Annotated in this window: 22 protein-coding genes and 1 pseudogene; 11 read left to right on the top strand and 12 right to left on the bottom strand. The window is 68.8% G+C overall.

Going from position 1 to position 24,082, the window contains the following annotated elements; all coding sequences use genetic code 11:
- Positions 1 to 51: 51 nt before the first annotated feature.
- On the bottom strand, positions 52 to 1,074 hold the full coding sequence (locus AC3WL8_RS17125) for a DUF1338 domain-containing protein (RefSeq protein WP_041228507.1): 1,023 nt from the start codon (positions 1,072 to 1,074) through the stop codon (positions 52 to 54).
- Between the two features lie 187 nt (positions 1,075 to 1,261).
- On the opposite strand from AC3WL8_RS17125, the gene AC3WL8_RS17120 reads away from it, so the two are divergent.
- The 3 genes and pseudogenes from AC3WL8_RS17120 to AC3WL8_RS17110 all read left to right on the top strand — a co-directional run bounded on the left by AC3WL8_RS17120 (position 1,262) and on the right by AC3WL8_RS17110 (position 3,085).
- Positions 1,262 to 2,179 (top strand): LysR substrate-binding domain-containing protein, encoded by a 918-nt coding sequence (locus tag AC3WL8_RS17120; protein WP_492378479.1) that lies wholly within the window; start codon positions 1,262 to 1,264, stop codon positions 2,177 to 2,179.
- Positions 2,180 to 2,249: 70 nt separating this feature from the next.
- Positions 2,250 to 2,420: pseudogene (locus AC3WL8_RS17115) on the top strand (porin); the annotation flags it as partial.
- Positions 2,421 to 2,659: 239 nt separating this feature from the next.
- Positions 2,660 to 3,085: a PRC-barrel domain-containing protein gene (locus tag AC3WL8_RS17110; protein WP_013951825.1), complete on the top strand. Its 426-nt coding sequence runs from the start codon at positions 2,660 to 2,662 to the stop codon at positions 3,083 to 3,085.
- 2 nt (positions 3,086 to 3,087) lie between these two features.
- Here the strand turns inward: AC3WL8_RS17110 and AC3WL8_RS17105 are convergent, their stop codons facing one another.
- Positions 3,088 to 3,345, bottom strand: coding sequence for a DUF3325 family protein (locus tag AC3WL8_RS17105; RefSeq protein ID WP_249679140.1), 258 nt, complete (start codon positions 3,343 to 3,345; stop codon positions 3,088 to 3,090).
- A 486-nt stretch (positions 3,346 to 3,831) separates the two neighbouring features.
- Between AC3WL8_RS17105 and fur the strand changes: the two genes are divergently transcribed.
- Entirely contained in the window at positions 3,832 to 4,320 is a 489-nt protein-coding gene (gene fur / locus AC3WL8_RS17100) for a ferric iron uptake transcriptional regulator (RefSeq protein WP_013951823.1), read from the top strand.
- A gap of 28 nt (positions 4,321 to 4,348) precedes the next feature.
- Positions 4,349 to 4,612, top strand: a complete 264-nt coding sequence (locus tag AC3WL8_RS17095; protein ID WP_153956634.1) for a hypothetical protein — start codon at positions 4,349 to 4,351, stop codon at positions 4,610 to 4,612.
- Between the two features lie 22 nt (positions 4,613 to 4,634).
- Here the strand turns inward: AC3WL8_RS17095 and AC3WL8_RS17090 are convergent, their stop codons facing one another.
- Both AC3WL8_RS17090 and AC3WL8_RS17085 read right to left on the bottom strand, forming a co-directional pair.
- Positions 4,635 to 4,952, bottom strand: a complete 318-nt coding sequence (locus AC3WL8_RS17090; RefSeq protein WP_013951822.1) for a helix-turn-helix domain-containing protein — start codon at positions 4,950 to 4,952, stop codon at positions 4,635 to 4,637.
- Between the two features lie 79 nt (positions 4,953 to 5,031).
- Complete coding sequence (locus AC3WL8_RS17085) at positions 5,032 to 5,955, bottom strand: DMT family transporter (RefSeq protein WP_013951821.1); 924 nt, start codon at positions 5,953 to 5,955, stop codon at positions 5,032 to 5,034.
- A gap of 537 nt (positions 5,956 to 6,492) precedes the next feature.
- On the opposite strand from AC3WL8_RS17085, the gene AC3WL8_RS17080 reads away from it, so the two are divergent.
- Positions 6,493 to 6,816, top strand: a complete 324-nt coding sequence (locus AC3WL8_RS17080; RefSeq protein ID WP_041228506.1) for a PadR family transcriptional regulator — start codon at positions 6,493 to 6,495, stop codon at positions 6,814 to 6,816.
- Between the two features lie 82 nt (positions 6,817 to 6,898).
- Here AC3WL8_RS17080 and AC3WL8_RS17075 read toward each other — a convergent pair whose 3' ends face one another.
- The 4 genes from AC3WL8_RS17075 to AC3WL8_RS17060 form a co-directional block, all read right to left on the bottom strand.
- The gene (locus tag AC3WL8_RS17075) at positions 6,899 to 7,927 is read right to left on the bottom strand and encodes a putative 2-aminoethylphosphonate ABC transporter substrate-binding protein (protein ID WP_013951819.1); all 1,029 of its coding nucleotides are present in this window, start codon (positions 7,925 to 7,927) and stop codon (positions 6,899 to 6,901) included.
- A gap of 61 nt (positions 7,928 to 7,988) precedes the next feature.
- Positions 7,989 to 9,719: a putative 2-aminoethylphosphonate ABC transporter permease subunit gene (locus AC3WL8_RS17070; protein WP_013951818.1), complete on the bottom strand. Its 1,731-nt coding sequence runs from the start codon at positions 9,717 to 9,719 to the stop codon at positions 7,989 to 7,991.
- Complete coding sequence (locus AC3WL8_RS17065) at positions 9,716 to 10,810, bottom strand: putative 2-aminoethylphosphonate ABC transporter ATP-binding protein (protein WP_013951817.1); 1,095 nt, start codon at positions 10,808 to 10,810, stop codon at positions 9,716 to 9,718. Before AC3WL8_RS17065 ends, AC3WL8_RS17070 begins: the two co-directional genes overlap by 4 nt.
- A gap of 167 nt (positions 10,811 to 10,977) precedes the next feature.
- Entirely contained in the window at positions 10,978 to 14,223 is a 3,246-nt protein-coding gene (locus AC3WL8_RS17060) for a bifunctional diguanylate cyclase/phosphodiesterase (protein WP_492378478.1), read from the bottom strand.
- Between the two features lie 393 nt (positions 14,224 to 14,616).
- Here AC3WL8_RS17060 and AC3WL8_RS17055 point away from each other — a divergent pair, with 393 nt between their 5' ends.
- Positions 14,617 to 16,608 (top strand): sensor domain-containing diguanylate cyclase, encoded by a 1,992-nt coding sequence (locus AC3WL8_RS17055; protein ID WP_492378477.1) that lies wholly within the window; start codon positions 14,617 to 14,619, stop codon positions 16,606 to 16,608.
- Between the two features lie 18 nt (positions 16,609 to 16,626).
- Here the strand turns inward: AC3WL8_RS17055 and AC3WL8_RS17050 are convergent, their stop codons facing one another.
- Positions 16,627 to 17,001 carry a hypothetical protein gene (locus AC3WL8_RS17050; protein WP_010814047.1) on the bottom strand — a complete coding sequence of 125 codons (375 nt, stop codon included), beginning with the start codon at positions 16,999 to 17,001 and terminating at the stop codon, positions 16,627 to 16,629.
- Between the two features lie 322 nt (positions 17,002 to 17,323).
- Here AC3WL8_RS17050 and AC3WL8_RS17045 point away from each other — a divergent pair, with 322 nt between their 5' ends.
- Positions 17,324 to 17,674 (top strand): four-helix bundle copper-binding protein, encoded by a 351-nt coding sequence (locus AC3WL8_RS17045; RefSeq protein WP_013951814.1) that lies wholly within the window; start codon positions 17,324 to 17,326, stop codon positions 17,672 to 17,674.
- Here the strand turns inward: AC3WL8_RS17045 and AC3WL8_RS17040 are convergent.
- Positions 17,671 to 18,561: a LysR family transcriptional regulator gene (locus AC3WL8_RS17040; protein ID WP_041228504.1), complete on the bottom strand. Its 891-nt coding sequence runs from the start codon at positions 18,559 to 18,561 to the stop codon at positions 17,671 to 17,673. The two genes, AC3WL8_RS17045 and AC3WL8_RS17040, sit on opposite strands and share 4 nt — an antisense overlap.
- A 134-nt stretch (positions 18,562 to 18,695) precedes the next feature.
- Here AC3WL8_RS17040 and fumC point away from each other — a divergent pair, with 134 nt between their 5' ends.
- The gene (fumC, locus tag AC3WL8_RS17035; protein WP_013951812.1) at positions 18,696 to 20,102 is read left to right on the top strand and encodes a class II fumarate hydratase; all 1,407 of its coding nucleotides are present in this window, start codon (positions 18,696 to 18,698) and stop codon (positions 20,100 to 20,102) included.
- Between the two features lie 61 nt (positions 20,103 to 20,163).
- Here fumC and AC3WL8_RS17030 read toward each other — a convergent pair whose 3' ends face one another.
- Positions 20,164 to 20,934, bottom strand: coding sequence for a ferredoxin--NADP reductase (locus AC3WL8_RS17030; RefSeq protein ID WP_013951811.1), 771 nt, complete (start codon positions 20,932 to 20,934; stop codon positions 20,164 to 20,166).
- Between the two features lie 262 nt (positions 20,935 to 21,196).
- Here AC3WL8_RS17030 and AC3WL8_RS17025 point away from each other — a divergent pair, with 262 nt between their 5' ends.
- A complete protein-coding gene (locus AC3WL8_RS17025) occupies positions 21,197 to 21,946 on the top strand; it encodes an SDR family oxidoreductase (RefSeq protein WP_013951810.1) in 750 nt (249 codons plus the stop codon).
- Between the two features lie 46 nt (positions 21,947 to 21,992).
- Here the strand turns inward: AC3WL8_RS17025 and AC3WL8_RS17020 are convergent, their stop codons facing one another.
- Entirely contained in the window at positions 21,993 to 22,310 is a 318-nt protein-coding gene (locus AC3WL8_RS17020; protein ID WP_228772747.1) for a hypothetical protein, read from the bottom strand.
- A gap of 447 nt (positions 22,311 to 22,757) precedes the next feature.
- On the opposite strand from AC3WL8_RS17020, the gene AC3WL8_RS17015 reads away from it, so the two are divergent.
- On the top strand, positions 22,758 to 24,071 hold the full coding sequence (locus AC3WL8_RS17015) for an MFS family transporter (protein WP_153956638.1): 1,314 nt from the start codon (positions 22,758 to 22,760) through the stop codon (positions 24,069 to 24,071).
- Positions 24,072 to 24,082 lie beyond the last annotated feature (11 nt).

Here is a 24,082-nt window from a genome sequence, read left to right as displayed (position 1 = left end):
GGGGGAGAGGGCCGGCGCATCCACGCGCCCGCGCCCTCCCCCCTCATCACCTCAGCAGGCCGCCGCCGTCATCTTGAAGATCCCCTGCGCATTGCCCGCATCAAACCCCAGGTCATAACGCTGCGGCGCGGCCGCTTCTTCGGCAAAGCGGTCTCGCGTGATGAACTCGTAGAACGACCCCGGCACGTCCCGCTCCACCGTCTCGCCCTGCGCGCCGACGAAGTTGCGGCGCACCGTATCCGCGCGGAACGCGGTCTGTTTGACGCGCCCGCTGCGCGAGACTTCCACCTTGTCCTTCATCGGCCGGCCCAGCTGCTTCTGCTGCTCGGCCAGCGCGAACACGTCGTCGACGCGGTCGGTGGCATGGTTGAAGGCGTTGCCTTCGGTGGCGACCCAGGCCATCTCCGCCGATTCACTCAGCAGGGTTTCATAGTCGGCCAGGCTCGGCGTGGCGTGCTGGCGCTCGAAGCATGGCACCAGCAGGCCGACCAGCTCGGCGCCGTCGGCCAGGTCCAGCGCGCCGTCGCGCTCCAGCTGCCACAGCAGGGTCTGCGCGCGCGGCGTGAGCGGGTCTGCGGAGGTGCCGGTGACGCGGCTGACGGCGGCGCGGAAGGCTTCGCTGAAGCGTTCCGGATGGAATTCGCTGAGGAAGAACTGGGCGATGTCCTCGGGCGCGTCGGCATGCGCGTATGAGCGGCCGGTCATGCCGATGCGGTCCAGCGGATAGGTGCCGTTGAGCACGTAGCCGAGCGGGCGCAGGATGCGGGTGAAGGCGGCCTCGCCTTCGGGCAGCGCGCCGTTGTCGCGCCACTTGACCGTGCGCAGCGCGCCATGGTCGAAGGTGACCTTGCCGCCGGCAGCGGCGACATCGTCGGTGTAGGCGCGGCCGCTCGGCACGCGCTCGAGGATGCCGCCGAACAGCACCATGTTCAGGGCCTGGGCGATTTCCGCGCGGCTGGCACGGCCCTGCGGGGCCTGCGGCAGATCCGCGGGCAAGGTGACCAGCGCGAGCAGTTGCGCGGCGCGGGCGGCGCCGACGTTGGCGGTAAGGAGCGTGGAGAGTTTGGAGGTCATGGGCGCAAACAGGTGAGCACTGGATGGCAGCCGGGCTGGCGACGATCCGCGAGGCAGGATAGGGGCGCCCCCATGGCGCGCACAAGCGCGCATTGCGCACAACGTTGTGCGTGCGGCGCACGACCGCGGTAGCGGTGCGGCCTGGCGCCGCTGTTTATACTGTCAGCCTTCCTTCCCTCGCAGTCCCATGAGAAACGACATCCCCAACCTGGGCGCGCTGCAGGCCTTCGAGGCTTCGGCACGGCTAGGCAGCTTTACCCGCGCCGCGGCAGAGCTGGCGCTGACGCACAGCGCGGTGGGGCGGCAGGTGGCGCAGCTGGAGCAGCGCCTGGGCGTGGCGCTGTTCACGCGCGTGCGCCGGCGCCTGGAGCTGACCAATACCGGGCGCGAATACGCCGCGCGCATCCGCCGGCACCTGGACCACCTGCAGCGCGACACGCTGGAAATCACCACCGGCCGGTCCATGGGCTACACGCTGGAGCTGGCGGTGGTGCCCACCTTTGCCACCCAATGGCTGATCCCGCGCCTGCCGGACTTTGCGCGGCGCCATCCCAATGTGACGGTCAACCTGTCGGCGCGCTCGCAGCCGTTTTCGTTCCAGGAATGCGCCTATGACGCGGCGATCTACTTCGGCGACCAGTTCTGGCCCGGCACGCGCGGCGGCGTGATCTTCCGCGAAGGGGGCATGGTGCCGGTGTGCAGTCCCGCCTTCCTGGCCGGGCACCCCGTGACCGGCGCCGCCAGCCTGGCGCGCTGCCGACACCTGCACCTGAGCACGCGCGCCAACGCCTGGCGCGACTGGTACGCGGCACAGGGCTGGGCCTATGACCTGGCCGCCTCGCGCGGGCCGCGCTATGAACTGTTCACGATGATGACGGCCGCCGCCGCGGCCGGGCTCGGCATCGGCCTGGCGCCGCGCCTGCTGATCGAGCGCGAGCTGCAGACCGGCCAGCTGGTGATCCCGCTGGCGGGCATGCTGGACGAGCAGCAGGGCTACTACTTTGCCTATCCGGAGGGCCGGCCCGAATCCGAAGCGCTGGCGGCCTTCCGCAACTGGATCCTGGGCCTGTCGCGCGATGCGCCGGCCACGGCTGCGGGCAACTGATCGCGCCACCTCGCTGCGGTCGATGACGCACTTTCCGGGGGCGTTTGCGCAATGCAGGTAAACCAGCGCCTGGTCCGAGCCGCTGTATATCGGTGGTGACTTCTTCTTCCAGGACTACCGGATTAACAACAGCGTGGTCTACATGAAGACCGCCGGCGAGCAGCCTGGCAGCCTGGCGCGCGGCACCACGCTGGGGGGCGGGCTGATGTTCCAGCAGGGCGCGCCGCCCGCCGCGGGCGTGGACAGCACCACGCGCGTGGGCGTCATGCTTGGCATGCGGCATCGCTTCTAGGCTCCGCCGGGAACCGCTGCAGGAAGGCGCGCAGCGCCACGCTGACGCGCCTTTTTTCCATGCCACACGAAAGAATTACCACGGCGGCAGCTGGCGACTTCAGCTCCATGCGCACGGCGCCACAAACGGCGCAGGCATGGTCATTGCGCAGGCCATGCATTCCAACGTCTTGCGACAAGGAGCACAGCATGCCGAACCAACCTCCCACCCGTGAAGGCGCGGCCATCATCGGTTCAGGCGTGGGCGAAGGCCCGGGCCCTGAAGTGATGGCGGCATCGAGCCTTGACGGCACCAAGGCCTATTCATCCGACGGCGAACACGTCGGCAAGATTTCCGAGATCATGCTGGATGTACCGCACGGCCGCATCGCCTACGCGGTGCTGACCACCGGCGGCTTTCTCGGCATCGGCGACACACTGCACGCCATCCCATGGAATGCACTGGTCATGGACACCGACGAGAAATGCTTCCGGATTGCCGTGACGGCAGACCGGCTCAAATCCGCACCGGGCTTCAACAAGGACAGCTGGCCGAGCATGGCCGATCCCCAGTGGGGCAAGTCGCTGCACGAGTACTACGGCCGCGACCCGTACTGGGTGTCCCCGCCGCTGTAAGGCTACGCAGGGGCTACACCCAGGTTGCGAGCAACCAGCGCGGCCAGGCCGATACCCGCCACGCCGGGCAGCAGGCGCTGCACCGCGCGTGGCGCATAGGAACGGCCCAGCGCCACGGCAAACGCGCTGGCGGTCAGCGTGCCAAGCCACGACACCGTTCCCAGTGGCCCGCCGTCGGCAGCAACATGGAGCGACCAGGCCAGCGCCAGCGTCATCAGGTCGAAGCCAGCTACCGCCGCCGGATCGCCCCCTGCAGCCACCAGACCACCCTCAAAAAAAGAGGCTGCCCGGTAAAATTTCTCTTGTAATGAGATCGATTCCCATTTACCATTCGATCACTGCCTGACGCACGGCGCACCGCCCGACAGGCAGACCGGCCAGGTCCGGCGCGCCGCGGCACGCGGCAGCAACCGAAGCTGGCAGGAACAGGATTTCCGGATGCCGCTGCGGCGGCATTCGACACCGACTTTTGTGGGGACCGCTCCGTCACGCGGAGCGTTTGGCAGTAGCCAGTCTTCGGAAGATCGGGAAAGCAACCAGACCCCGCTTTCCCGATCGCGTCTTCCGGTGACAAGCCAGGCCACCTTTTTATTCCGCGCGTCGTGCAGGCACGGCGCGCCGCCAGGGCCGGGAGCACCAGCGCTGGTCCGTCCCTGGCGCTTCAGCCTGAAATCCCGCCAAGCCATCGACGCCGCCCGTGCGCGGCGCCGGGCCGGGCGCCGCCCTGCCCGCGGGGCGCCAGCCGCATGCCAATGCCTTCCGCCATGTCATTCGAGAGCAGAAAGCCGATCCATCTCAAGCGCGCCGGCCTGAAGGCCACGTCGCCGCGCATGCGGATCCTTGAAGTGTTCCGCACCAGCGCCCGGCGCCACCTGAGCGCCGAAGACGTCTACCGCATCCTGCTGACGCAGGACGAGGACGCGGGACTGTCCACGGTGTATCGTGTGCTCAACCAGCTGGTGCAGGCCGACATCCTGCTGCGGCACAGCTTCGAGTCCGACCACGCCGTGTTCGAACTCAACGAAGGCGGCCATCATGACCACCTGATCTGCGTTGCCTGCGGCCGCGTGGAGGAATTCCGCGACGAAAGCATCGAGCAGCGCCAGCGCCAGGTAGCCGCCGACAACGCCTTTGTTTTGCGCGAGCACATGCTGGTGCTGTACGGTGTCTGCCCGCAATGCCGGGCCGGCGCCACCGAGGCCGAACCCACGCCGGGGCTGCCCGCCCGGGCGTAAGCGCGCCGCGCACCTGACGGAGCCATCCATGGAGCGCCTGAAGAAGCCCCTGTCCGAACTCAAACGCCTGATCAACCTGTGCCTGCGGCAGGAGCCCGGCTGCCACGACTGCCAGCTGCGCGCGGTCTGCGTGCACCGGCCCGACCACACCGGCTGCAACTGGAGCGCCGAAGTCGACTTCCCCGAACGCAGCGAAGCCGACGCCGTGCGTCACCTGCGCCAGGCACGCCGCGTGGTGGTGATGGTGCGCGAGCAGTACAACGTGGCGGCGGGCACGACGGCACAGGCCTGAACCCGCGGCCTGGCGTCCTGGCTCAGATATCGAGTTGCGCGGCAGTGATGCCGAGTGCGGCGGCAATGCGCTCACGCGAGGTCTTGCGCAGGCGGGTGCTGTTCTCCTGCTGCGCATAGGCGGGCTGTGAAATGCCGAGGCGCACTGCGACGTCTGCCTGGGTCAGGCCAAGATGCTCGCGCCAGGCGCGCAGTGGCGGCACGTCATCGGCCAGCACGCGGCGCACGACCGGATATGGAATCAGCTCGCTTGCGCGCGCATGTTGCGAGAGATAGTCGGCGTAAGGGATCACGACGAATGCAGGTTGGCCATCCGCGCCGAAGATTGTCTGGATCTTCATGGGCCCGACTATATCCCGACGAGGATGACTATACGCCACGGGCACCGTTACCGGGCCCAAGTTTCGGAGCGTTACGACCTCAACGTCCTGCCACCGGCCGCGCCTGCACGGGCGTCTCCACCCCCGCCACCGGCCGCAACACCAGCCACACCGCCACCCCGATCAGCGCGCCACCCGCCGCGTGCGCCCACGATAGTGCCTCGCCCAGGAACAGCGCGCCCCAGATGATGCCGAACGGCGGGATCAGGAAGGTGACGCTCAGCGAGCGCACCGGGCCCAGGTCGGCAATCAGGCGGTAATACAGGATGTAGGCCAGCGCCGTGCACAACACGCCCAGCCCCAGCATGGCCGCCCACACGCCGGTGCCGGCAGCGGGCAGCGTATTGTGGCGCCACAGCGCGGCGAGGCAGAAGGGCAGCAGGAACACGGTGGCGCCGACCATGCTGCCGGCGGCGACCAGCCGGCTGTCCAGCCCGCCGCGCTGCGTGATCCAGCGCCGCGCGAGAAAGCCGGACAGGCCGTAGCAGGCGGTGGCCAGCAGGCAGGCCAGCGCGCCCAGCAGCACGTCCGCCGAGAACGCCACCGGTCCGGTGCGGGTCAGCACCGCGACGCCCGCCACGCCCAGCAGCACGCCCGCGGCCTTGGCGCGCGTGAGCCGTTCGGAAAACGCCAGCGCGCCGATCAGCACGCCCATCAGCGGGGTCATGGCATTGAACACGGCCGAATAGCCGGCCGGCAGCCACAGCGCGGCGACGGCGTACATGACAAACGGGATACCGGAATTGACCACGCCCAGCGCCAGCACCGCCGGCCATTTGCCCTGCATATCCCAGCGCAGCTTCAGCAGCGGCAGGCATGCCGCCAGCGTGAGCGCGCCGATCAGCACCCGGGCGAAGGCGGTCGGCATCGGTCCCAGCACCGGCGCGCCGATGCGGATAAACAGGAAACTGGCGCCCCAGATGGCGGCCAGGGCAAGCAAGCGGGCGAGATCGGCGGGTTTCATCGGGGGAACCAGGAGGCGCCGTGCAAGCCGACGCAGGTTGAGGGTTGCCGCGATTGGACGCCTGTGCAGCGCATACCGCAAGCCGGATTCGGACCTGTGCCCGCCGTTGCCACGATGGCGACCCGCTTTCTGCCTAGGAATTTAAGTGATGTTGACGAATCTACGACATGTTTGAGCGCCGTTCTCGGCACAATGTCGCGCGAACTCGTCACTTTTCTTATCAAAGCCTTTCATCATCACCCCACGCTGGAGGGGGCGCTGTTACCGACGCGTGACAAGCCGCCTTCGATTAAATTAAACTCTGGTCTGCGCCAGAGTTAATTGACCCCTCCGACGCATTCCCGACAAGCCGCCAGGGCTCCTGGCGGCTTCTTTTTTGCCCGAACGGGTAAAATGCGCCTTGCCCGGCGCATCGCGCACTGTCAGTCCAACAGAATGGCAGGCTGCCGCGCCGCCGGCGTCACAACGCCTGCAAACCCCGGGTTCCGGACGGCGCCTGCGTCAACCGGCGCGGCGTCTGCCGCGTTGCCAGTCCACATGAAACGACAGTTCCTGGGCCTGCTGGCCCGCGTCTACGTCCTGCAATTTGCGCTCGAAGTCCCGGCTACGGTGGCCATGCTTGCCGACATGTTGCTGGAATACGGCTTCCAGGTCGATATCGGCTCAGTGCGCCCGTTGCTGCGCGCCCTGCAAATGGAAGGCTATCTGGAAAGCGTGCTGCGCGACGGCATCGGCCGGGTCTACCTGCTGACCGAGCGCGGCCGCGAAGAACTGCAGGCCAGCCGCAAGCGCATCGACGATCTCTACCGCCGCCTGCACGCCGGCCAGCCGGCCACCGACGAAGTGCCGCGCCTGGCCTGATCCGGCCAGGGCGGCCGCCGCGGCGCGGGGGGCGTACCCGTTTCTGCGGGCCATCCCCTCGCCGCCAGGCGCGCCTTGTGCCTTACTTCTTCTCCGCCTTCCCTTCGTAGCGCTTGCTCCATTCAGCCAGGATGCGGTCGCGGTTGTCGCTCGCCCAGCGGAAGTCGTTCTTGATCAGGCGCTTCTCGTAGTCGGCGGGCAGCAGCGCGTCGGGCTTGGCAATGCCGGGCACGGCCAGCACGGCAAAGTTTTTCTCATACAGCGCCATCGCTTCGCGCGAGGCCGAGAAGTCAGCCAGCTTGCGCGCGGCGTCCAGGTTCTTGCTGCCCTTGACGATGGCGGTGGCCTCGATGTCCCAGCCCAGGCCTTCGCTCGGCAGCACGATATCGATCGGCGCGCCTTCCTTCTTCGACTTCATGGCACGGTACTCGAACGCAATGCCGATCGGGAACTCGCCCTGCGCGGCCATCTTGCACGGCTTGGAGCCCGAGTGCGTGTACAGGCCGATGTTCTTGTGCAGGCCATCCATGTACTGCCAGCCCTTCTGCTCGCCCATCATCTGCAGCCAGGCGCTGACATCGAGGAAGCCCGTGCCCGACGAGGCCGGGTGCGGCATCACCACCTTGCCCGCGTAGATCGGCTTGGTCAGGTCGGCCCACGAGGTCGGCTTGGGCAGGCCCTGCTTCTGCGCCTCCACGGTGTTGAAGCAGATCGCCGCGCCCCACACGTCCATGCCGACCCATGCCGGCGGGTTGGCCGGGCTGCGGTACTTGGCATCGATTGCGGCCAGGTTCTTCGGCGCATACGGGTCGAGCATGCCTTCCTTGTCCAGGATGGCCAGGCTGGAGCCGGCCAGGCCCCACACCGCGTCGGCGCGCGGCGCGGCTTTTTCCGCGAGCAGCTTGGCGGTGACGATGCCGGTGGAGTCGCGCACCCACTTGATTTCGATATCGGGATGCACCTTCTCGAACGCGGCCTTGTAGGCGGCGATCTGGTCGGCTTCGAGCGCGGTATAGACCGTCAGCACGGTGGCGGCGCTGGCGTTGCCCGCCAGCATCGGCAGGGCGGCCGCGGCGGCAAGCGCCGTGACAAGGTTGGTGATGCGGGACATGGTTTCTCCTTGGGTTCGGTGAGTGTTCCGGAATGCAGGGGTACGGCGAATCGGGCAAGGGTCAGCCGGCGCGCCAGCGTTGCGCGCGGCGCAGCCAGCCGGCCGAGACCGCGTGCAGCAGCAAGGCCGCCAGCACCGAGGTCAGCAGGATCAGCGTCGACATCGCGGCAGCGGGCGCGGTGTCGCCGGCATCGTCCATGTTCAGCACCGAGATCGCGGCCAGCACGGTGTCGGGGCTGTACAGGAAGATCACCGCCGAGACCGTGGTCATCGACGACACGAAGAGGTAGCGGAAGATATCAAGCAGTGCCGGCAGGCACACCGGCACGGTCACGCGCCAGCATGTCACCAGCGGCGCCACCCCGAGCGACAGCGCCGCGGCCTCGAACTCGTTATCGAGCTGGCGCAGCGCCGCGGCCGCGGTCAGGTGGCCGGTGGTGTAGCAGTGCGCCACGTTGCACAGCACCAGCAGCGCCATGGTGCCGTACAGCGCGTGCAGCGGATTGCCGGGCGCGTTGAAGAAGAACACATAGCCCAGGCCCAGCACCAGCCCCGGCACCGCCATCGGCAACAGGAAACTCGCGCGCAGCACCCCGTGCAGCCAGGCCGGGCCGCGCGTGCGCAGCGTCAGCCAGGCGCCCAGGAAGATCGCCGCCGTGCCCGCCAGCGCGGTCAGCGCCGACAGCTTCAGGCTGTTGCGGTAGGCCAGCCAGCCGCCGCCGTCCATGTTGTCGAAGTCGTAATGCGCCAGCGTCAGGCCCAGGTTGTACGGCCACAGCTTGACCAGCGACGCGCCCACCGCGGTGGCGATCACTGCCAGCAGCGCGGCACTGACCAGCGCCACCAGCAGCAGGCACGCGCCGTCGCGGCCGCGCTCGGGCGCCGGCACATACACCTGCGCGCGGCTGCCCATCTGCGTGCGCTGGCGCTGCTGCATTGCCATGTCCACCGCAAAGGTCAGCAGCGCGGGCGCCAGCAGCAGCATGCCGATGAGCGCGCCACGGTCAAACTGCTGCTGCCCGACCACGGACTTGTATGCTTCCAGCGCCAGCACCGGGTAACCGCCGCCCACCACCTTGGGTACGCCAAAGTCCGTGATCACGAGCGTCAGCACCAGGCAGGCGGCGGCGAACAGGCCCTGGCGCGCGCCCGGTAGCGTGACCGTGCAGAAGGTGCGCCACGGGCTGGCGCCCATCGCGCGCGCCGCTTCATAGAGGCGCGCATCGGCCAGCGACAGCGTCGCCACCAGCACCATCAGCGCATGCGGGAAGGTGTAGAAGGCCTCGCCCAGCACGATGCCCCAGAAGCCATAGATGCCGCCCTGCCCGAAGGCGCCGCGAAAAATGCCCTGGTTGCCGAACAGGTAGACCAGCGCGATCGCCGGCAGCAGCGACGGCGCAAACAGCGGCAGCAGCGCAATGCCGCGCCACAGCGGCCGCAGTGCGATGCAGGAACGCTGCAGCGCATAGGCAAAGCCAAATGCCAGCGGCACCACCAGCGCCACCACCGCCAGCGACACCGCCACGCTGCGGCCGAGCATCGGCAGGAAGTTGGGGCTGGTCACCAGCGCCGCCATGCGCGCGCCCAGCGCCCATTGGCCCGCCGCATCGAACCAGGCCTGGCGGAACAGCGCCAGCAACGGCAGCAGCAAGCCGACGGCCAGCCCGGCCAGCCAGATCCACTTCATCGCGGCCGGGGCACCGTGCGCCAGCCGGGAGGCCAGGCCGGTGCCGCGCGAGGAGGCGGCCTGCGTGCCCGGGTGCGACTCGACCGTGGCTGCGGCGCGCATCATGCAAACACCCGCAACGCCTGCGCGGGCAGCGCAATCCAGAACTTGTGGCCGCCGGCGTCGGGCAGCCGGTGCCGCGCCTCGCGCGCCACGTCGGCAAACAGGGTCAGCCCTGGCAGTCGGTCCGCTTCCAGCGCCAGCCGGTAGCGGTTGCCAAGGTAGGTCTGGTCGACCACGCGCGCCAGCAGCCGGTTGGACTCGGCGGGATCCGGGTCCAGCCGCACCGCTTCCGGGCGGCAGCACAGCCGGCCGGCGGATGCCGCAGGCTGCGGCGTGTCGACCAGGAAATCGACGGCCTGGCTGCCCTCGCCAACGGTGAAGCGCCCGGCCTGCGCGCTGCGCCCCGGCAGCCAGTTGGCCTGCCCGACAAAGCCGGCGACAAAGGCCGACGCCGGCTGCTCATAGATCTCGGCGGGGGTGCCGGCCTGCACGATGCGCCCGCCGTCCATCACGGCAATGCGGTCGGCCATGGTCATGGCCTCTTCCTGGTCGTGGGTGACCATCACGGTGGTGATGTTCAGGCGGCGCTGCAGCTGGCGCAGCTCCAGCCGCAGGTGTTCGCGCACGCGCGCGTCGAGCGCCGACATCGGCTCATCCAGCAACAGCAGCGAAGGCGCCGGCGCCAGCGCACGGGCCATCGCCACGCGCTGCTGCTGACCACCGGAGAGCTGGCCCGGAAACTTGCGCTCGCTGCCGGCCAGGCCGACCAGGCCGAGCATCTCGGCCACGCGCGCGTCGCGGTGCGTGCGTCCCATGCCGCGCCCGTGCAGGCCATAGGCCACGTTCTGCGCCACGGTCAGGTTGGGAAACAGCGCATAGGACTGGAACAGGATGCCGTAGTCGCGTGCCTGCGGCGGCAACCCGGTCAGTTCACGCGCGCCGGCATGGATGCGTCCTGCGTCCTCGCGCTCAAGTCCCGCGATGATGCGCAGCAGCGTGGTCTTGCCGCAGCCGGACGGGCCCAGCAGGCACAGCAGCTCGCCCTGCCCGACCGACAGCGACACGCCGTCCAGCGCCATGAAGCTGCCAAAGCGCTTGCTGACCTGCTCCACCGCCAGGAACGCCCGGCCCTCCCCGGACTTGCCTGCCTGCATGACCGAATCTCCGCAATCTCAATGGAATCGGTCGCCATCATAGGCAGCGCAGATGCCAGCCGTGTGGCAGATCGGCAAAGTATTTCGATGGAAGTATCGGGGGATTTGAGATGGGGCAGCGGCACCGGGGGGCCCGCCGGCAAGTTAGGAATGGTGCCCCTGGGCGATTATGACTCGCGCAGCGCAGTGGCGCCCGCAGACGTGGGGGTCGGCGCCCGAATCCCCTTTTCCAGGATCTCCCGCAGCACCTCGTGCGGTACCGCCTGGCTGAACAGGAACCCCTGCAGCCCGTCGCACCCCTGCGCCCGCAGGAACTCGAACTGCGCCGCCGTCTCCACCCCTTCGGCAATCACCTTGAGGTGCAGCTGGTGACCCAGTGCGATGATCGCCGCGGCCACCGCCTGGTCGTGGCCGGGCGTGGCCACGTCGTCGACAAAGGACTTGTCGATCTTGAGGCGGCTGATCGGCAGCCGGGTCAGGTAATTGAGCCCGGAGTAGCCGGTGCCGAAGTCGTCGATCGACAGCCCCACACCCAGCTCGCGCAACCGGCGGAAGGTCTCGATGGTGGTCTCGCCGCCGTCGACCAGGATGCCTTCGGTGACCTCGATCACCAGCCCCTGCGGCGGCAGGCCGGCCTGCTGCAGGCAGTGCGCCACGGTATCGGGGAAGTTGGCCTGGCGCAGCTGCAGCGGCGAGATATTGACCGCGACCTCGATCTCGCTGCCCAGCGCCTGGCGCAGCGCCTGGATTTCGCGGCAGGCGGTGGCCAGGGTCCATTCGCCCAGCGGCGCCACCAGGCCGCTCTGCTCGGCGATGGGGATGAACTCGGCCGGCTGCATGGCGCCGCGTTCCGGGGTGTTCCAGGTAATCAGCGCCTCGACGCCGGTGATGGCCAGCGTCGCGGCATCGACGATCGGCTGGTAGCGCAGCCGGAACTCATCGCGGGCGAGCGCGCGCCGCAGCAGCCCTTCGATGGTGAAGCGCGCCAACGAGGCCTCGGCCATGGCGCTGGCAAAGCGGCGCAACTGCGCGCGGCCGTCGTGCTTGGCCGCGTAGACGGCCGAGTCGGCAGCCTTGAGCAGCTCGGTCAGGCTATCGCCATCGTCCGGGAAGATCGCCATGCCGATTGACGGCGTCACGCGCAGGCGCTGGCCGCCGGCCTGCAGTTCTTCATTGACGCGCACCTGGATCTTGGCGGCAATCAGCTCGGCTTCGCTGTCGTGGCGCAGGCCGCCCAGCACCACGCCGAATTCATCGCCGCCCATGCGCGCCACCAGGTCGCCCTGTCGTACCGTGCCCTTGAGGCGGTCGGCCATGGTGCGCAGCACGTCGTCGCCAACCGGGTGGCCGAGCGAGTCGTTGATGTGCTTGAAATGGTCCAGGTCGAGCAGCAGCAGGGCCACGCGCTCGCCGTGGCTGCGCGCGTGCAGCAGCAACGCCTGCGCGCGCTCGCTCAGCTCGGCGCGGTTGGGCAGGCCGGTCAGCGGGTCGTGCAGCGCCAGGTGGCGGATGTACTCGTCGACGCGCAGGCGCTCGGTCAGATCGTAGCCGATGGCCTGGTAGCCAGGCGACGGCGCGGACCGGGGCTCGGCACCATCGGCGGGACCGGCTGGCGCGGCGTCGGCGGCCGCAGCCTCGATGGGCGCCGGCAAGGCGAACACCGCCAGTTGCACCGGCATGCGCGAGCCGCCCTTGCGCACCCAGGTCCATTCGCGCTCGTCGGTCAGGCCAAGCCGTGCCTTGGCCACCAGGGCGGGCAGCCCCGGCGGCACCGGCTCGCCCAGTTCGCCACTGAGCATGCGAGCATGGTCGGCCAGTTCGTCGGCAATATGCAGGCCGGTCATGTGCATGTGCCCGACCAGCTCCGCGGTGTTGTACCAGAGCATGCGCTGGCCAGCCGCGTTGATGCCGGTGATCAGCCCGTCCTCATCGAAGGTGATCACGCAGAAGGCGGCATGGTCGAGCAGCCCGGCATAGCGCGCGGCCTGCACCGCGGCGGCCTGCTGGGCGCGCCGTTCCGGCTCCAGGTCCGTGACCGCCCACAGCCAGTGCGCGGTGCCGCCGTCGGCCACAGGCAGGCGCGCGGCGCCGGCGCGCAGCGCGAAGCGGCTGCCGTCTGCGCGCACGCCCGCCAGTTCACGGTGGGCCTCGACCCCGGCCGCAGCGCCGCTGGGGACTACGCCGGTGGCGCCGGGTACCAGGGTGTCCAGGCTGCGCCCGGCCAGTGCCGCCGGATCGGCGCCGAACAGTTGCCCCGCCCGCTCGCTCGCGCGCACCACCACGCCCTGGGCATCGGCCAGCAGGAAGCCGTCGGCCGACTGTGCCATGCACGCCTGCAGCATGGCGTTGTCATCTTCCCAGGCATGGACGGCCTGCGCTTCGCGCTGGCGCGCGGCGCGGCCCCGGCATGCCAGTGCATGGGCGAGCCACGCCAGCAGCAGCGTGGCCAGCGTGCCCGCGGCCAGCACCAGGTACGCCTGCCGCGGGCCATGTGCGGCTTCGAAGGCGGGGCGCGTGGCGCCGCGCAGCGTCCAGGTGACGCCGCCATACTGGAGCTGGCGCTCGCCCTGCAGCAGCGCGGCACTGCCGTCCTCACGGCGCTCGCCCTCGGTCGGCCCGCCGGACAGCATCGGCCCGGGAGCGGCCGGGGAGCCCTCATACAGCGACAGTTCCAGTTCCGCCGCGGCCGGGGCTCCGACCGCGCGCATCAGGTCGCCCAGGCGCAGCGACACGTAGACATAGCCGAGCACCGCGTGGCGCCGCTGCGCCACCGTGCTGACCGCCGCCTCCCCGGCGTAGACCGGCAGGAATATCAGCGCGCCGTGCTGGCGCTGCGCCGCCTCGGCTTCGCGGACCAGTGCCAGGCCGGGCGTGAGCCGCGGTTCGCCGCTGTCGCGGGCGGCTTCCAGCGTCGCCCGGCGCGTCGGCTCGGACAGCATGTCAAAGCCGGCGGCGCGCGTGTTGCGCCCGTCCAGCGGTTCGATATAGAAGATGGGTGCGTACAGGTCGCGCGTGCCGCCGGGATGAATGTCGTAGTCGGCAAGGCCGTCGGCACGGGCGGCCTGCACCAGCCGCGGCACCCGCTGCAACGGCGTGAGCGGCGCGTAGCCGATCGACTGGGTGCCGGCGGGCAGGTCGTCGAGCTGGGCGGTATAGAGATAGTCGCGCCACTGCGCGCGCGAGGTGTCCGAGTTGGCGCTCAGCACGGCGGCCACGCCGCGCAGCAGGCGTTCGTTCTCCAGCATGCGCTCGCGCAGCACGCTGCCGGCCTGTCCCAGCAGTGCGTCGAAATGCTGCTGCGCCTCGCGGCGCTCGAGCCGCTCCGCCTGCAGCCATGCCCCTGCCGTCAACAGCGCGCCGCTGGCCGCGACCAGCAATGACAACAAGGCAGGGGAAAGCGAAGTCAGTCTCATGGTCGATCGGTTCCGGCATGCAGCAGGGGCATGCCGTCTGCGTGGACTTGCCTTCGCATTAACGGGGGACTATACCGTGGCACAGGCAGCCCGCACACCCCCGCCGGGGATGAACCCGTTCGGGGGAAAGACCGCATGCCCCACCACGGCGGGGTATGGTAGGGTTCCACCGGAGATGCCCCCTCCAAGTACGCGACAGTCCGCGCCACTAGTGTCCTGTTCCGTAGATAACTTGCCAAAATGTAATCGTCCAGTTGACTGTCAGGCTAGGCGCGAGGAGGCGCCATAGCAGTAGCTATGGCAACGACGAGCAACGACGCATGGCGGGCAACTGGGCGATTTCATGGCAAGGTATCTGCGGAACAGGACACTAACGCCCCAACTGCGCCCTACATGCCCGTCTACACACCCACGCTGAAAGCGCGCATTGCGATCATCACCACCGTGCTGGCCGCGGTGTTCGGCACCGGCATCGTACTGACCGCCCTGTACGATGCCCACCGCGACCTGCACGATGCGCTGCAAGTCCAGCAGGACTCCGTCGTCAAGCTGACCGCCAGCCAGCTCGACACCGCCATGAGCGACCGCATCGTGCTGCTCTCGCACCAGGCTGCGCAACTCAGCGGCCTGCTGGCGCAGGCGCATGGCGCGCAAGCCGCCGCGGTGCGCGAGCGGGCGCTGGATGCGCTGTCCGCAGCGATCCCGGTGCCGGCCGCGTTCAACGCGCTGCTGGTCGCCGACATGCAGGGCAACATCGTCAGTAACCGCGGCAGCGGGGCGGACATTGGCGACCGCAGCTATTTCCGCGAGGCCGCCCGCTCGCTCGCGCCCGTGGTGTCGCCGCCCATCCGCTCGCGCACCAACGGCCAGATGGGGGTGATGGTGGCGGTGCCGGTGCTGGCGCCGAACCAGGCCTTCGTCGGCCTGGTGGGCGGCTGGCTGGACCTGTCCAGCGCCAACTTCCTGGTCGAGATCCTGCACAACCGCCTCGGCACCACCGGCTACTACTGCCTGGTGTCGGCCGGCCCCGAGCCGGTCTACATCCGCCATCCCGATCCCGCGCAGGCGCGCCAGCCGGCGCAGGCCGTGGCCGATACCTGCGGCGAGGATGACAGCCCCGCGCCGCTGGAATTCCTCACGCCGGCGCGGCCGGTGATCGCACGCTACCTGATGTCGAGCACCGGCTGGGAACTGGTGGCGCTGCTGCCCGCGCGCGAGGCCTACGCACCGCTGCACCAGATGCAGCAGCGCTTCCTGAGCATGGCCGGGGTGGCCATGGCGGCGGTGGCCCTGCTGATCTGGCTGGCTGTGCGGCGCCAGCTGGCGCCGCTGGCGCGCCTGCACAAGGTGGTGCAGGCCAGCGCCAACGACCTGTCCGCGTTCGAGCGGCTGCCGACACGGCAGCAGCGCGACGAGATCGGCGACGTGACGCGCGCCTTCATCAAGCTGATGCGCGACGTGCGCGAGCGCCGCCAGGCGCTGGACCGCAGCGAACGGCGCCTGCGCGCGGTGACCGACACGCTGCCGTCGCTGCTGGCCTTTATCGACACCGATGAGCGCTATGTGTTCAACAACCAGGCCTACGAGCGTGTCTTCGGCCTGAAGCCGGAGGAACTGCGCGGCAGGCACGTGCGCGAGATCCTGGGCGAGGCCCGCTACGCGCGCGTGCAGCCATTCATGCAGCGCGCGCTGGCGGGCACTGCGGTGACCTTCGAAACCGAAGACAGCGACCCCGAATACCACTGCATGGAGAGCAGCCTGCGCCCGGAATGGAGCGCCGACGGCAGCGAGGTGGTGGGCGTGCATATCCACGTGCAGGACATCACGCAGCGCAAGCTGGAGACGCAGCGCCTGGCGCGCATGTCGCGCACCGACCACCTGACGCAGCTGATGAACCGCAGCGCTTTCGAGGGCCAGCTGCACGCGGCGATGGTGCGCAGCCGCGAGCATGGCACGCTGATGGCCCTGCTGTACCTGGACATGGACCGCTTCAAGGCCGTCAACGATATTCACGGCCACGCCGCCGGCGACCAGCTGCTGCAGACCTTTGCCCAGCGCGTGCGCCGCTGCGTGCGCGAGCGCGACACCGTCGCCCGGCTGGGTGGCGACGAGTTCGCGGTGGTGCTCGAAGACATGACCCGGCCCGCCGCGGCACGCCGCGTGGCGCAGTCCATCCTGCAGGCAACGGACGAGCCCTTCGACTTCGAGGGCGTGTCCGCCGACGTGGACGTCAGCATCGGCGTGGCGCTCTACAACGGCGGTCCGGCGCAGGACCGCGAACTGATGCGCCTGGCGGACGTGCTGCTATACCGCGCCAAGGGCGCGGGCCGCGGGCGCTATGAGATCGGCCCGCCGGAACTGGCGGGCGAGCTCAGCGCGCAGTAGGCAGCCCCGGCCGAGGGCTCAGTGGATGGTGCCGCCGGGCTTGTCCGACGCCGCGCCGCCGGCCCCCTCGGGCTCGAACGGTACGTGGCGGCCGTCGCTGGACTGGTAGCCCAGCTGCGCATCGGCGCCCAGCATCTTCTCCCACGCGATCATGGCCTGGGCCACCGCATCGGGCGCGCCCTTGAACACCACCACGTCGTTGCCGCAGCCGGGGCATTCGCCGCCGAACACGGCATCGATGCCGGGCAGGCCCGGCACGTCGAGCGCGTCGAATTGCGCGAACGCGGTCTTGCAGTGCCCGCAGACCAGCTGGGCGGGGCGCAAGGCCTCAATCTTTGCGCGTGCCTGTGCCGCACGCTCCTCGGGGGTACCCCGCCGTTTTGCCTCGCCCATGATGTGCCTTCCTTCCCCGTGCTGCCGGTGTGTGTTTGCATCGGCCCCGCCAGTGCGGCGGGACCGTGCCTGTTAGATGCGCAATGCGTGCTGGTGGTGCCCGGCCATTGTCGCAGGTGACGGCCGCGTTGCGTGCGCGCCGTCGCCGATCTGCTGCGCTCAGATGGCATTGTAACCAGCGCGACGCAGCAAATACCGGGCCGACAGGAACCGCCAGCGCCTGCTATTGTGGATAACGATGCCCCGTGCGCGTGCGGATGCGCCGCTTCCGGCACCGTGGGCATGCTGGTCCCATCCACCTACCCCCGAAGGAGGACGTTCCATGATCCGACCCACCGTGCAGGAAAACGCCGCCCGCTACGCCGACTGCATTGCCGCCTGCAATGCCGCAGCCGCTGCCGCACTCAAGTGCGCCGCGGCCTGCCTGGAAGAACAGGACGTGCGCAAGATGGCGCGCTGCATCGCGCTGGACATGGATTGCGCCGGCATCGCCCAGCTGGCCGCGTCCTACATGCTGCGCAACAGCGAGTTCGCGCCGCTGGTGTGTGAAGACTGCGCCGAAGTCTGCAAGTGGTGCAAGGAGGAATGCGAGCACCATGACAACGAGCACTGCCAGGATTGCGCCCGCGCCTGCGCAGCCTGCATGGAGCAGTGCCTGAAGATGACGGCTTAGCGGTCCCAGCCCGATTCCTGCTGCCCCTGCGGCGGTTCGGCCAGCGCGACGAAGGCATCGATCAGCCTGGCGCCACGCCGCTCGCGCAGGCAATAGAGATACTCGTGCAGGCAGGGCGAGGCATCGGTGAAGCCCAGCACGCGCAGGTCCGGATGGCTCGGCACCTCGTGCCGGGCAATCACCGATACGCCCAGGTTGCGTATCACCGCCTCGCGGATCGACTCCCGGCTGCCGATCTCCATCTGCGCCGCGGGGCTCACGCGCGCCTGCGCCAGCATGTCTTCGGTGGCGATGCGCGTGGTCGACCCGAGTTCGCGCATCAGCAGGCGGCAGCCTGCCAGCGCACTGACGGCCACTTCGGTGTGCCCGGCCAGCGCATGGGTGCGGTGCACCACCAGCATCAGCGGATCCACGCCCAGCAGCACGCGCGACAGGCGCGCATCGTCCACCCGCTGCGACGAGGTGGCGATATCGACGCGGTATTCCTGCAGCGCTTCCAGCACTTCCTGCGAATTGCCGGTCACCACGCTGACATCGATGGCGGGAAAGCGCTCGCTGAAGCTGCGGATCAGCTCCAGCACATAGTAGGGCGCGGTCGCACCCACGCGCAGGCTGCCGGTGCGCAGGTCGCCCGAATGGCGCAGGAAGAAATCGATCTCGGTTTCCTGCTGCACCAGCGCCTCGACGCGCGGCAGCAATGCCAGCCCCGCGTCTGACAGCGCCAGGCGGCGCCCGCCGCGGTGGAACAGCTCGACCCCGTAGGCTTCTTCCAGCGCGCGGATCTGCGCGGTGATGGTGGGCTGCGACAGGCCCAGGCGCTTGGCGGCCTGCGTGACGCTGCCGATGCGGGCCACCATGAAGAAGGACTTGAGCTGGGCGATGAGCATGCGGCCGAGGGATGTCGCTAAGGGCAAGGCAAGGCGGCGGGCGCTTGGGCGCCGGCCGCGGTGAAGCGGTATTCTAATGGACTGCACCAGGCCACCCGGCCCAACCGTCCGCTGCCTTGCATAGGAGTCTGCCCATGTCTGCCCCGTCCACCTCCGCCACCCGCATCGAGAAAGACAGCCTGGGCGACGTGCCCGTGCCCGCCGATCACCTGTGGGGGGCGCAGACCGAGCGCTCGCGCCAGAACTTCCGCATCGGCAACGAGAAGATGCCGCCGGCACTGATTGAGGCCTTCGCCATCCTGAAACTTTGCGCGGCGCGCGCCAACGGCGAGCTTGGCGTGCTCAAGCCCGAACTGGCGCACGCGATCGAACAGGCCGCGACCGAAGTCATCGAAGGCCGCTGGCCCGATGAGTTCCCGCTGTCGGTCTGGCAGACCGGGTCCGGTACGCAGACCAACATGAACCTGAACGAGGTCATCGCGAACCGCGCGATTCAGTTGCTGGGCGGCAAGGTCGGCAGCAAGACGCCGGTGCACCCCAACGACCACGTCAACGCCAGCCAGTCTTCCAATGACAGCTTCCCCACCGCGATGCATATCGCCGCCACGCGCGCGATCCAGCAGGAACTGCTGCCGGCACTGGAGCAGCTGCAGCAGACCTTCGCGCGCAAGGTGGAAGCCTTTGCCGATATCGTCAAGGTCGGCCGCACCCACCTGCAGGATGCTGTGCCGCTGACGCTGGGGCAGGAGTTCTCGGGCTACATGACGCAAGTGGCCGATGCGCAGTCGCGCCTGCAGCAGGCCATGCTGCGCGCGATGCCGGTGGCACAGGGCGGCACCGCGGTGGGCACCGGCCTGAACGCCCCGCACGGCTTCGCCGCGGCCTTCGCGCGGGCGCTGGCCGACTACACCGGCCTGCCGTTCGAGCCCGCGCCCAACCGCTATGCGCTGCAGGCCTCGCACGATGCGCTGGCCGATCTGTCCGGCGCGCTCAGCACCACGGCCTCGTCGTTCCTGAAGATCGCGCGCGACTTCATGCTGCTGGGCTCAGGCCCGCGTGCCGGCTTTGCCGAGCTGGTGCTGCCGGCCAACGAGCCGGGCTCATCGATCATGCCGGGCAAGGTCAACCCGACCCAGGCCGAGGCGCTGGCGATGGTGTGCTGCCGCGTGATCGGCAACCACACCACGGTGACGCTGGCCAACGGGCTGGGCACGCTGGAGCTGAACGCCTACAAGCCGGTGATCATCTACAGCCTGCTGCAGTCGGTGAGCCTGCTGGCGGGGGCCGCGTCGAGCTTTGCCGAGCATATGGTCGAAGGCGTCGAGGCCGACCGCGAGCGCATCGCCGAACTGCTGGAGCGTTCGCTGATGCCGGTGACGGCGCTCAATCCGCATATCGGCTACGACAAGGCCGCAGAGATCGCCAAGCTGGCGGTCAAGCGCAACCTGTCGCTGCGCGAGGCGGCGATCGCGTCGGGGCATGTCACCGAGGCGCAGTTTGCCGAGTGGATCGACCTGAAGGGGATGACGCGGGAGGTATAGCCGGGGGGTACAGCAAGGGTGCGCCCCGGCACGGAACGAGCCGCGCCGGGGCAGGCCGGCCTTAGCCGACGAAGGCCTTTTCCAGCACGAAATGGCCGGGATGGCTCATATTGCCTTCGGCGAATCCGCGCGCTTCCAGGATGCCGCGGACGTCCTTGAGCATGTCCGGGCTGCCGCACAGCATGATGCGGTCGTTCTCCAGCGAGAACGGCTCCACGCCCAGTCGCTCGAACAGCTCGCCCGAGGCGATCAGGTCGGTGATGCGGCCGCGGTTGTCGAACTCTTCGCGCGTCACGGTCGGGAAGTACACCAGCTTTTCGCGCACCAGATCGCCCAGGTGCTCGTGCTGCGGCAGGTGTTCCTGGATCAGCTCGCGATAGGCCAGCTCTTCAACGAAGCGGCAGGTGTGGGTCAGCACGACCTTGTCGTAGCGCTCGTAGACCTCCGGATCGCGGATGATCGACAGGAACGGCGCCAGGCCGGTGCCGGTGGCCAGCAGCCACAGCGTCTTGCCGGGCAGCAGGTTGTCCACCAGCAGCGTGCCGGTCGGCTTCTTGCCGACGAAGATCTGGTCGCCCTCGCGCAGGTGCTGCAGGCGCGAGGTCAGCGGGCCATCGGGCACCTTGATGCTGAAGAATTCCAGCGTTTCCTCATAGTTGGCGCTGGCGATGCTGTAGGCGCGCAGCAGCGGGCGGCCGTTCACTTCCAGCCCGACCATGGCGAACTGGCCATTCTCAAAGCGAAAACCAGGGTCGCGCGTGCAGGTGAAGCTGAAAAGGGTGTCGGTCCAGTGATGGACGGAGAGGATGGATTGCTGGTTCAGGTTGCTCATGGCGAAACGCGGGATACAGCGGCAGGATGCAGCGCCAAAGACGGCTGGAAAGGAAGAATCTTAACGCATGCCTGGGGGCGGCGCAGGCGGAGCCTGCAACGCCAGCGCGGGATTTCCGGGATGTGCAATGCGGTGCGGCGCATGCGGCACGCCCGATATTGTTAAGAAATTCTGGCTAATCAAACTACTTTTCGCGAATTTATCCAAAGACAGCCAACATCCATCATGAGGTCATCTTCCATTCGCTCCCAAGGAAACTGCCATGACCTCCACCCCAGCCATCTCCCGCCGCGCCGCGCTCGTCACCGGCGCCTCCCGCGGCATCGGCCGCGCCATCGCGTTGCGGCTGGCCGCCGACGGCTTCGACGTAGCCATTGGCTACGCCGGCAACGCCGCCCGGGCCGAAGCGACGGTGGCGGCGGCGCGCGAGAGCGGCGTGAATGCCATCGCTATCCAGGGCGATGTGGCGCAGGCGTCAGACGTGGCACGGCTGTTCGATGCCGCGCAGCAGGCGTTCGGCCGGCTCGACGTGGTCGTCAACAGCGCCGGCATCATGCAGATGGCGCCGGTTGCGCCGGCCAGCCTGGACGCCTTCGACCAGACCATCGCCACCAACCTGCGCGGCGCTTTCCTGGTGCTGGGCGAAGCCGCCGCGCGGCTGGGCGAAGGCGGACGCATCATTGCGCTGTCGACCAGCGTGATTGCGCGCTCCTTCCCCGGATATGGTCCCTATATCGCCGCCAAGGCAGGCGTGGAAGGGCTGGTGCGGGTCCTGGCCAGCGAACTGCGCGGGCGCGGCATCACCGTCAATGCGGTAGCGCCGGGGCCGGTCGCGACCGAACTGTTCCTCGATGGCAAATCGGAAGCGCAGGTGGCGCAGCTGTCCAAAGTGGCGCCACTGGAGCGGCTGGGCACGCCCGAGGACATTGCCGCGGCGGTGTCGTTCCTGGCCGGGCCGGATGGGGCGTGGGTCAATGCTCAGGTGGTGCGCGTCAATGGCGGCTTTGCCTGAGCAGACCGTCCGCGCCGGCCGGAATTCAGCCCCCCGGCGTCGGCCCTCACAGTTCGCAGCGCAGGCGCGCCAGCGCCTCGCGCGAGTAGCCGTGGCGCACGCGCAGCTGGTGCTCCACGGCGTCGGCCTGGTCCAGGCAGGCGAAGACCAGGTCGTCCTTTACGCGCTGCGAAACGCCCTTCAGGCGCGGCGCTTCATACGCGACCCGGCGCGCGCGGCAGCGCAGGAACAGCAGCGTTTCCTGCGAGGCTGTGATCAGTTGGTCGTGCTCGATCCGCTTGCATTCGACCAGGTCCTGGGCAGGGGCGCTGGCGGCGGCAAAGAGCAACGGCAGGCACAGCCATCGACGCAACGAGCGGTGCATGGCAAACGGGGGGCGCAGTAGGCCAGTTGAGGGTCCGGCTCGCATCATTGCCCAGACCCGCGCACAGTGCAAGCCGCAGCGCACGCAACACCCTGTTGCGGCCGGGCGCCAGACGGGCCGCAGCCGGATTCAGTGTCCAGCCACGTGGACAATCGCCCGCAAACCCTGATGGCTGCGTCGACCGGCAGGCCTATGCTGCACCGCAGCACACCCAAGGGGTGTGCAGGTCCGGCGGATCGGGCTACGCTTCGATGGCAAATGCGCCGCAGTGCGCGCCAGTTCACGCCCCAGACCGACGGGCTCCCGCCCGGCCTTCCCCGTGTTCCCCCTTGCCGCCCACCGTTCCGGTGGCCTGCGGCCGCCATGTTTCCGGCATCTGCCGCCAGCACTGCGCAGCGCGACCTGACCCGCGGCTGCCCTGCGCCGCCCTGACTGCAAGACAACAACATGACCGATCTCCCCGCTACCCTAGCCCAGACGGCCGCCCCGAGCCGCGAAGAGGTGCGCAAGCGCATCTACGCCATCGTCGCCGCCTCGTCGGGCAACCTGGTCGAATGGTTCGACTTCTACGTCTACGCCTTCTGCGCGATCTACTTTGCGCCGTCATTCTTCCCCAAGTCCGATCCCACCGCGCAACTGCTGAACACCGCCGGCGTGTTTGCCGCCGGCTTCCTGATGCGGCCCATCGGCGGCTGGCTGTTCGGCACCATCGCCGACCGCCACGGCCGCAAGAACTCGATGCTGATCTCGGTGATCATGATGTGCGCCGGCTCGCTGCTGATCGCCTGCCTGCCCACCTATGCCAGCATCGGCAACTGGGCGCCGGCGCTGCTGCTGCTCGCGCGCCTGATCCAGGGCCTGTCGGTCGGCGGCGAATACGGCACCACCGCCACCTATATGAGCGAGGTGGCGCTGCGCGGCCGGCGCGGCTTCTTCTCGTCGTTCCAGTATGTGACGCTGATCGGCGGCCAGTTGCTGGCGGTGCTGGTGGTGGTGATCCTGCAGCAACTGCTGGACGAGGCCGAACTGAAGGCCTGGGGCTGGCGCATCCCGTTCGTGGTCGGCGCGGTCACCGCGGTGGTGGCGCTGTTCCTGCGCCGCACGCTGCACGAGACCTCGTCGGCAGCCACCCGCGGCAGCAAGGAAGCCGGCAGCGTGGCCGCGCTGCTCCGCAACCACAAGGCCGCCTTCTTCACGGTGCTCGGCTATACCGCGGGCGGCTCGCTGATCTTCTACACCTTCACCACGTATATGCAGAAGTACCTGGTCAACACCGCCGGCATGTCGATCAAGACCGCCAGCTATGTGATGACGGGATGCCTGTTCCTGTACATGTGCATGCAGCCGGTGTTCGGCGCGCTGTCCGACCGCATCGGCCGGCGCACCAACATGCTGCTGTTCGGCGCGCTGGGTGCGCTCTGCACGGTGCCGATCCTGACCGCACTGGGCACGGTCAGCAGCCCCGAGCTTGCCTTTGTGCTGATCGCCGTGGCGCTGGCCATCGTCAGCTTCTACACCTCGATCAGCGGCATCGTGAAGGCCGAGATGTTCCCGCCCGAGGTGCGCGCGCTGGGCGTGGGCCTGGCCTATGCCATCGCCAACGCGATCTTCGGCGGCTCCGCCGAATACGTGGCGCTGGGCATGAAGACGCTCGGCCACGAGACCGCGTTCTACTGGTATGTGACGGCGATGATGGTGATTGCCTTCTTCGTCAGCCTGCGCCTGCCGCGCCAGGCCAAATACCTGCATCACGAGCATTGATGCGCACCCCG

This window comes from Cupriavidus sp. FW305-F7 (assembly GCF_058782875.1).
The sequence above is the reverse complement of the archived record's forward strand: the minus strand, read 5'-3'. Positions and strand labels throughout refer to the sequence as shown.

Coding starts and splice junctions, on each gene's coding strand:
- AC3WL8_RS17125 (WP_041228507.1), bottom strand. CDS start 1,074: ATGACCTCCAAACTCTCCACGCTCCTTACCGCCAACGTCGGCGCCGCC.
- AC3WL8_RS17120 (WP_492378479.1), top strand. CDS start 1,262: ATGAGAAACGACATCCCCAACCTGGGCGCGCTGCAGGCCTTCGAGGCT.
- AC3WL8_RS17110 (WP_013951825.1), top strand. CDS start 2,660: ATGCCGAACCAACCTCCCACCCGTGAAGGCGCGGCCATCATCGGTTCA.
- fur (WP_013951823.1), top strand. CDS start 3,832: ATGCCAATGCCTTCCGCCATGTCATTCGAGAGCAGAAAGCCGATCCAT.
- AC3WL8_RS17095 (WP_153956634.1), top strand. CDS start 4,349: ATGGAGCGCCTGAAGAAGCCCCTGTCCGAACTCAAACGCCTGATCAAC.
- AC3WL8_RS17090 (WP_013951822.1), bottom strand. CDS start 4,952: ATGAAGATCCAGACAATCTTCGGCGCGGATGGCCAACCTGCATTCGTC.
- AC3WL8_RS17085 (WP_013951821.1), bottom strand. CDS start 5,955: ATGAAACCCGCCGATCTCGCCCGCTTGCTTGCCCTGGCCGCCATCTGG.
- AC3WL8_RS17080 (WP_041228506.1), top strand. CDS start 6,493: ATGAAACGACAGTTCCTGGGCCTGCTGGCCCGCGTCTACGTCCTGCAA.
- AC3WL8_RS17075 (WP_013951819.1), bottom strand. CDS start 7,927: ATGTCCCGCATCACCAACCTTGTCACGGCGCTTGCCGCCGCGGCCGCC.
- AC3WL8_RS17070 (WP_013951818.1), bottom strand. CDS start 9,719: ATGATGCGCGCCGCAGCCACGGTCGAGTCGCACCCGGGCACGCAGGCC.
- AC3WL8_RS17065 (WP_013951817.1), bottom strand. CDS start 10,810: ATGCAGGCAGGCAAGTCCGGGGAGGGCCGGGCGTTCCTGGCGGTGGAG.
- AC3WL8_RS17060 (WP_492378478.1), bottom strand. CDS start 14,223: ATGAGACTGACTTCGCTTTCCCCTGCCTTGTTGTCATTGCTGGTCGCG.
- AC3WL8_RS17055 (WP_492378477.1), top strand. CDS start 14,617: ATGCCCGTCTACACACCCACGCTGAAAGCGCGCATTGCGATCATCACC.
- AC3WL8_RS17050 (WP_010814047.1), bottom strand. CDS start 17,001: ATGGGCGAGGCAAAACGGCGGGGTACCCCCGAGGAGCGTGCGGCACAG.
- AC3WL8_RS17045 (WP_013951814.1), top strand. CDS start 17,324: ATGATCCGACCCACCGTGCAGGAAAACGCCGCCCGCTACGCCGACTGC.
- AC3WL8_RS17040 (WP_041228504.1), bottom strand. CDS start 18,561: ATGCTCATCGCCCAGCTCAAGTCCTTCTTCATGGTGGCCCGCATCGGC.
- fumC (WP_013951812.1), top strand. CDS start 18,696: ATGTCTGCCCCGTCCACCTCCGCCACCCGCATCGAGAAAGACAGCCTG.
- AC3WL8_RS17030 (WP_013951811.1), bottom strand. CDS start 20,934: ATGAGCAACCTGAACCAGCAATCCATCCTCTCCGTCCATCACTGGACC.
- AC3WL8_RS17025 (WP_013951810.1), top strand. CDS start 21,197: ATGACCTCCACCCCAGCCATCTCCCGCCGCGCCGCGCTCGTCACCGGC.
- AC3WL8_RS17020 (WP_228772747.1), bottom strand. CDS start 22,310: ATGCACCGCTCGTTGCGTCGATGGCTGTGCCTGCCGTTGCTCTTTGCC.
- AC3WL8_RS17015 (WP_153956638.1), top strand. CDS start 22,758: ATGACCGATCTCCCCGCTACCCTAGCCCAGACGGCCGCCCCGAGCCGC.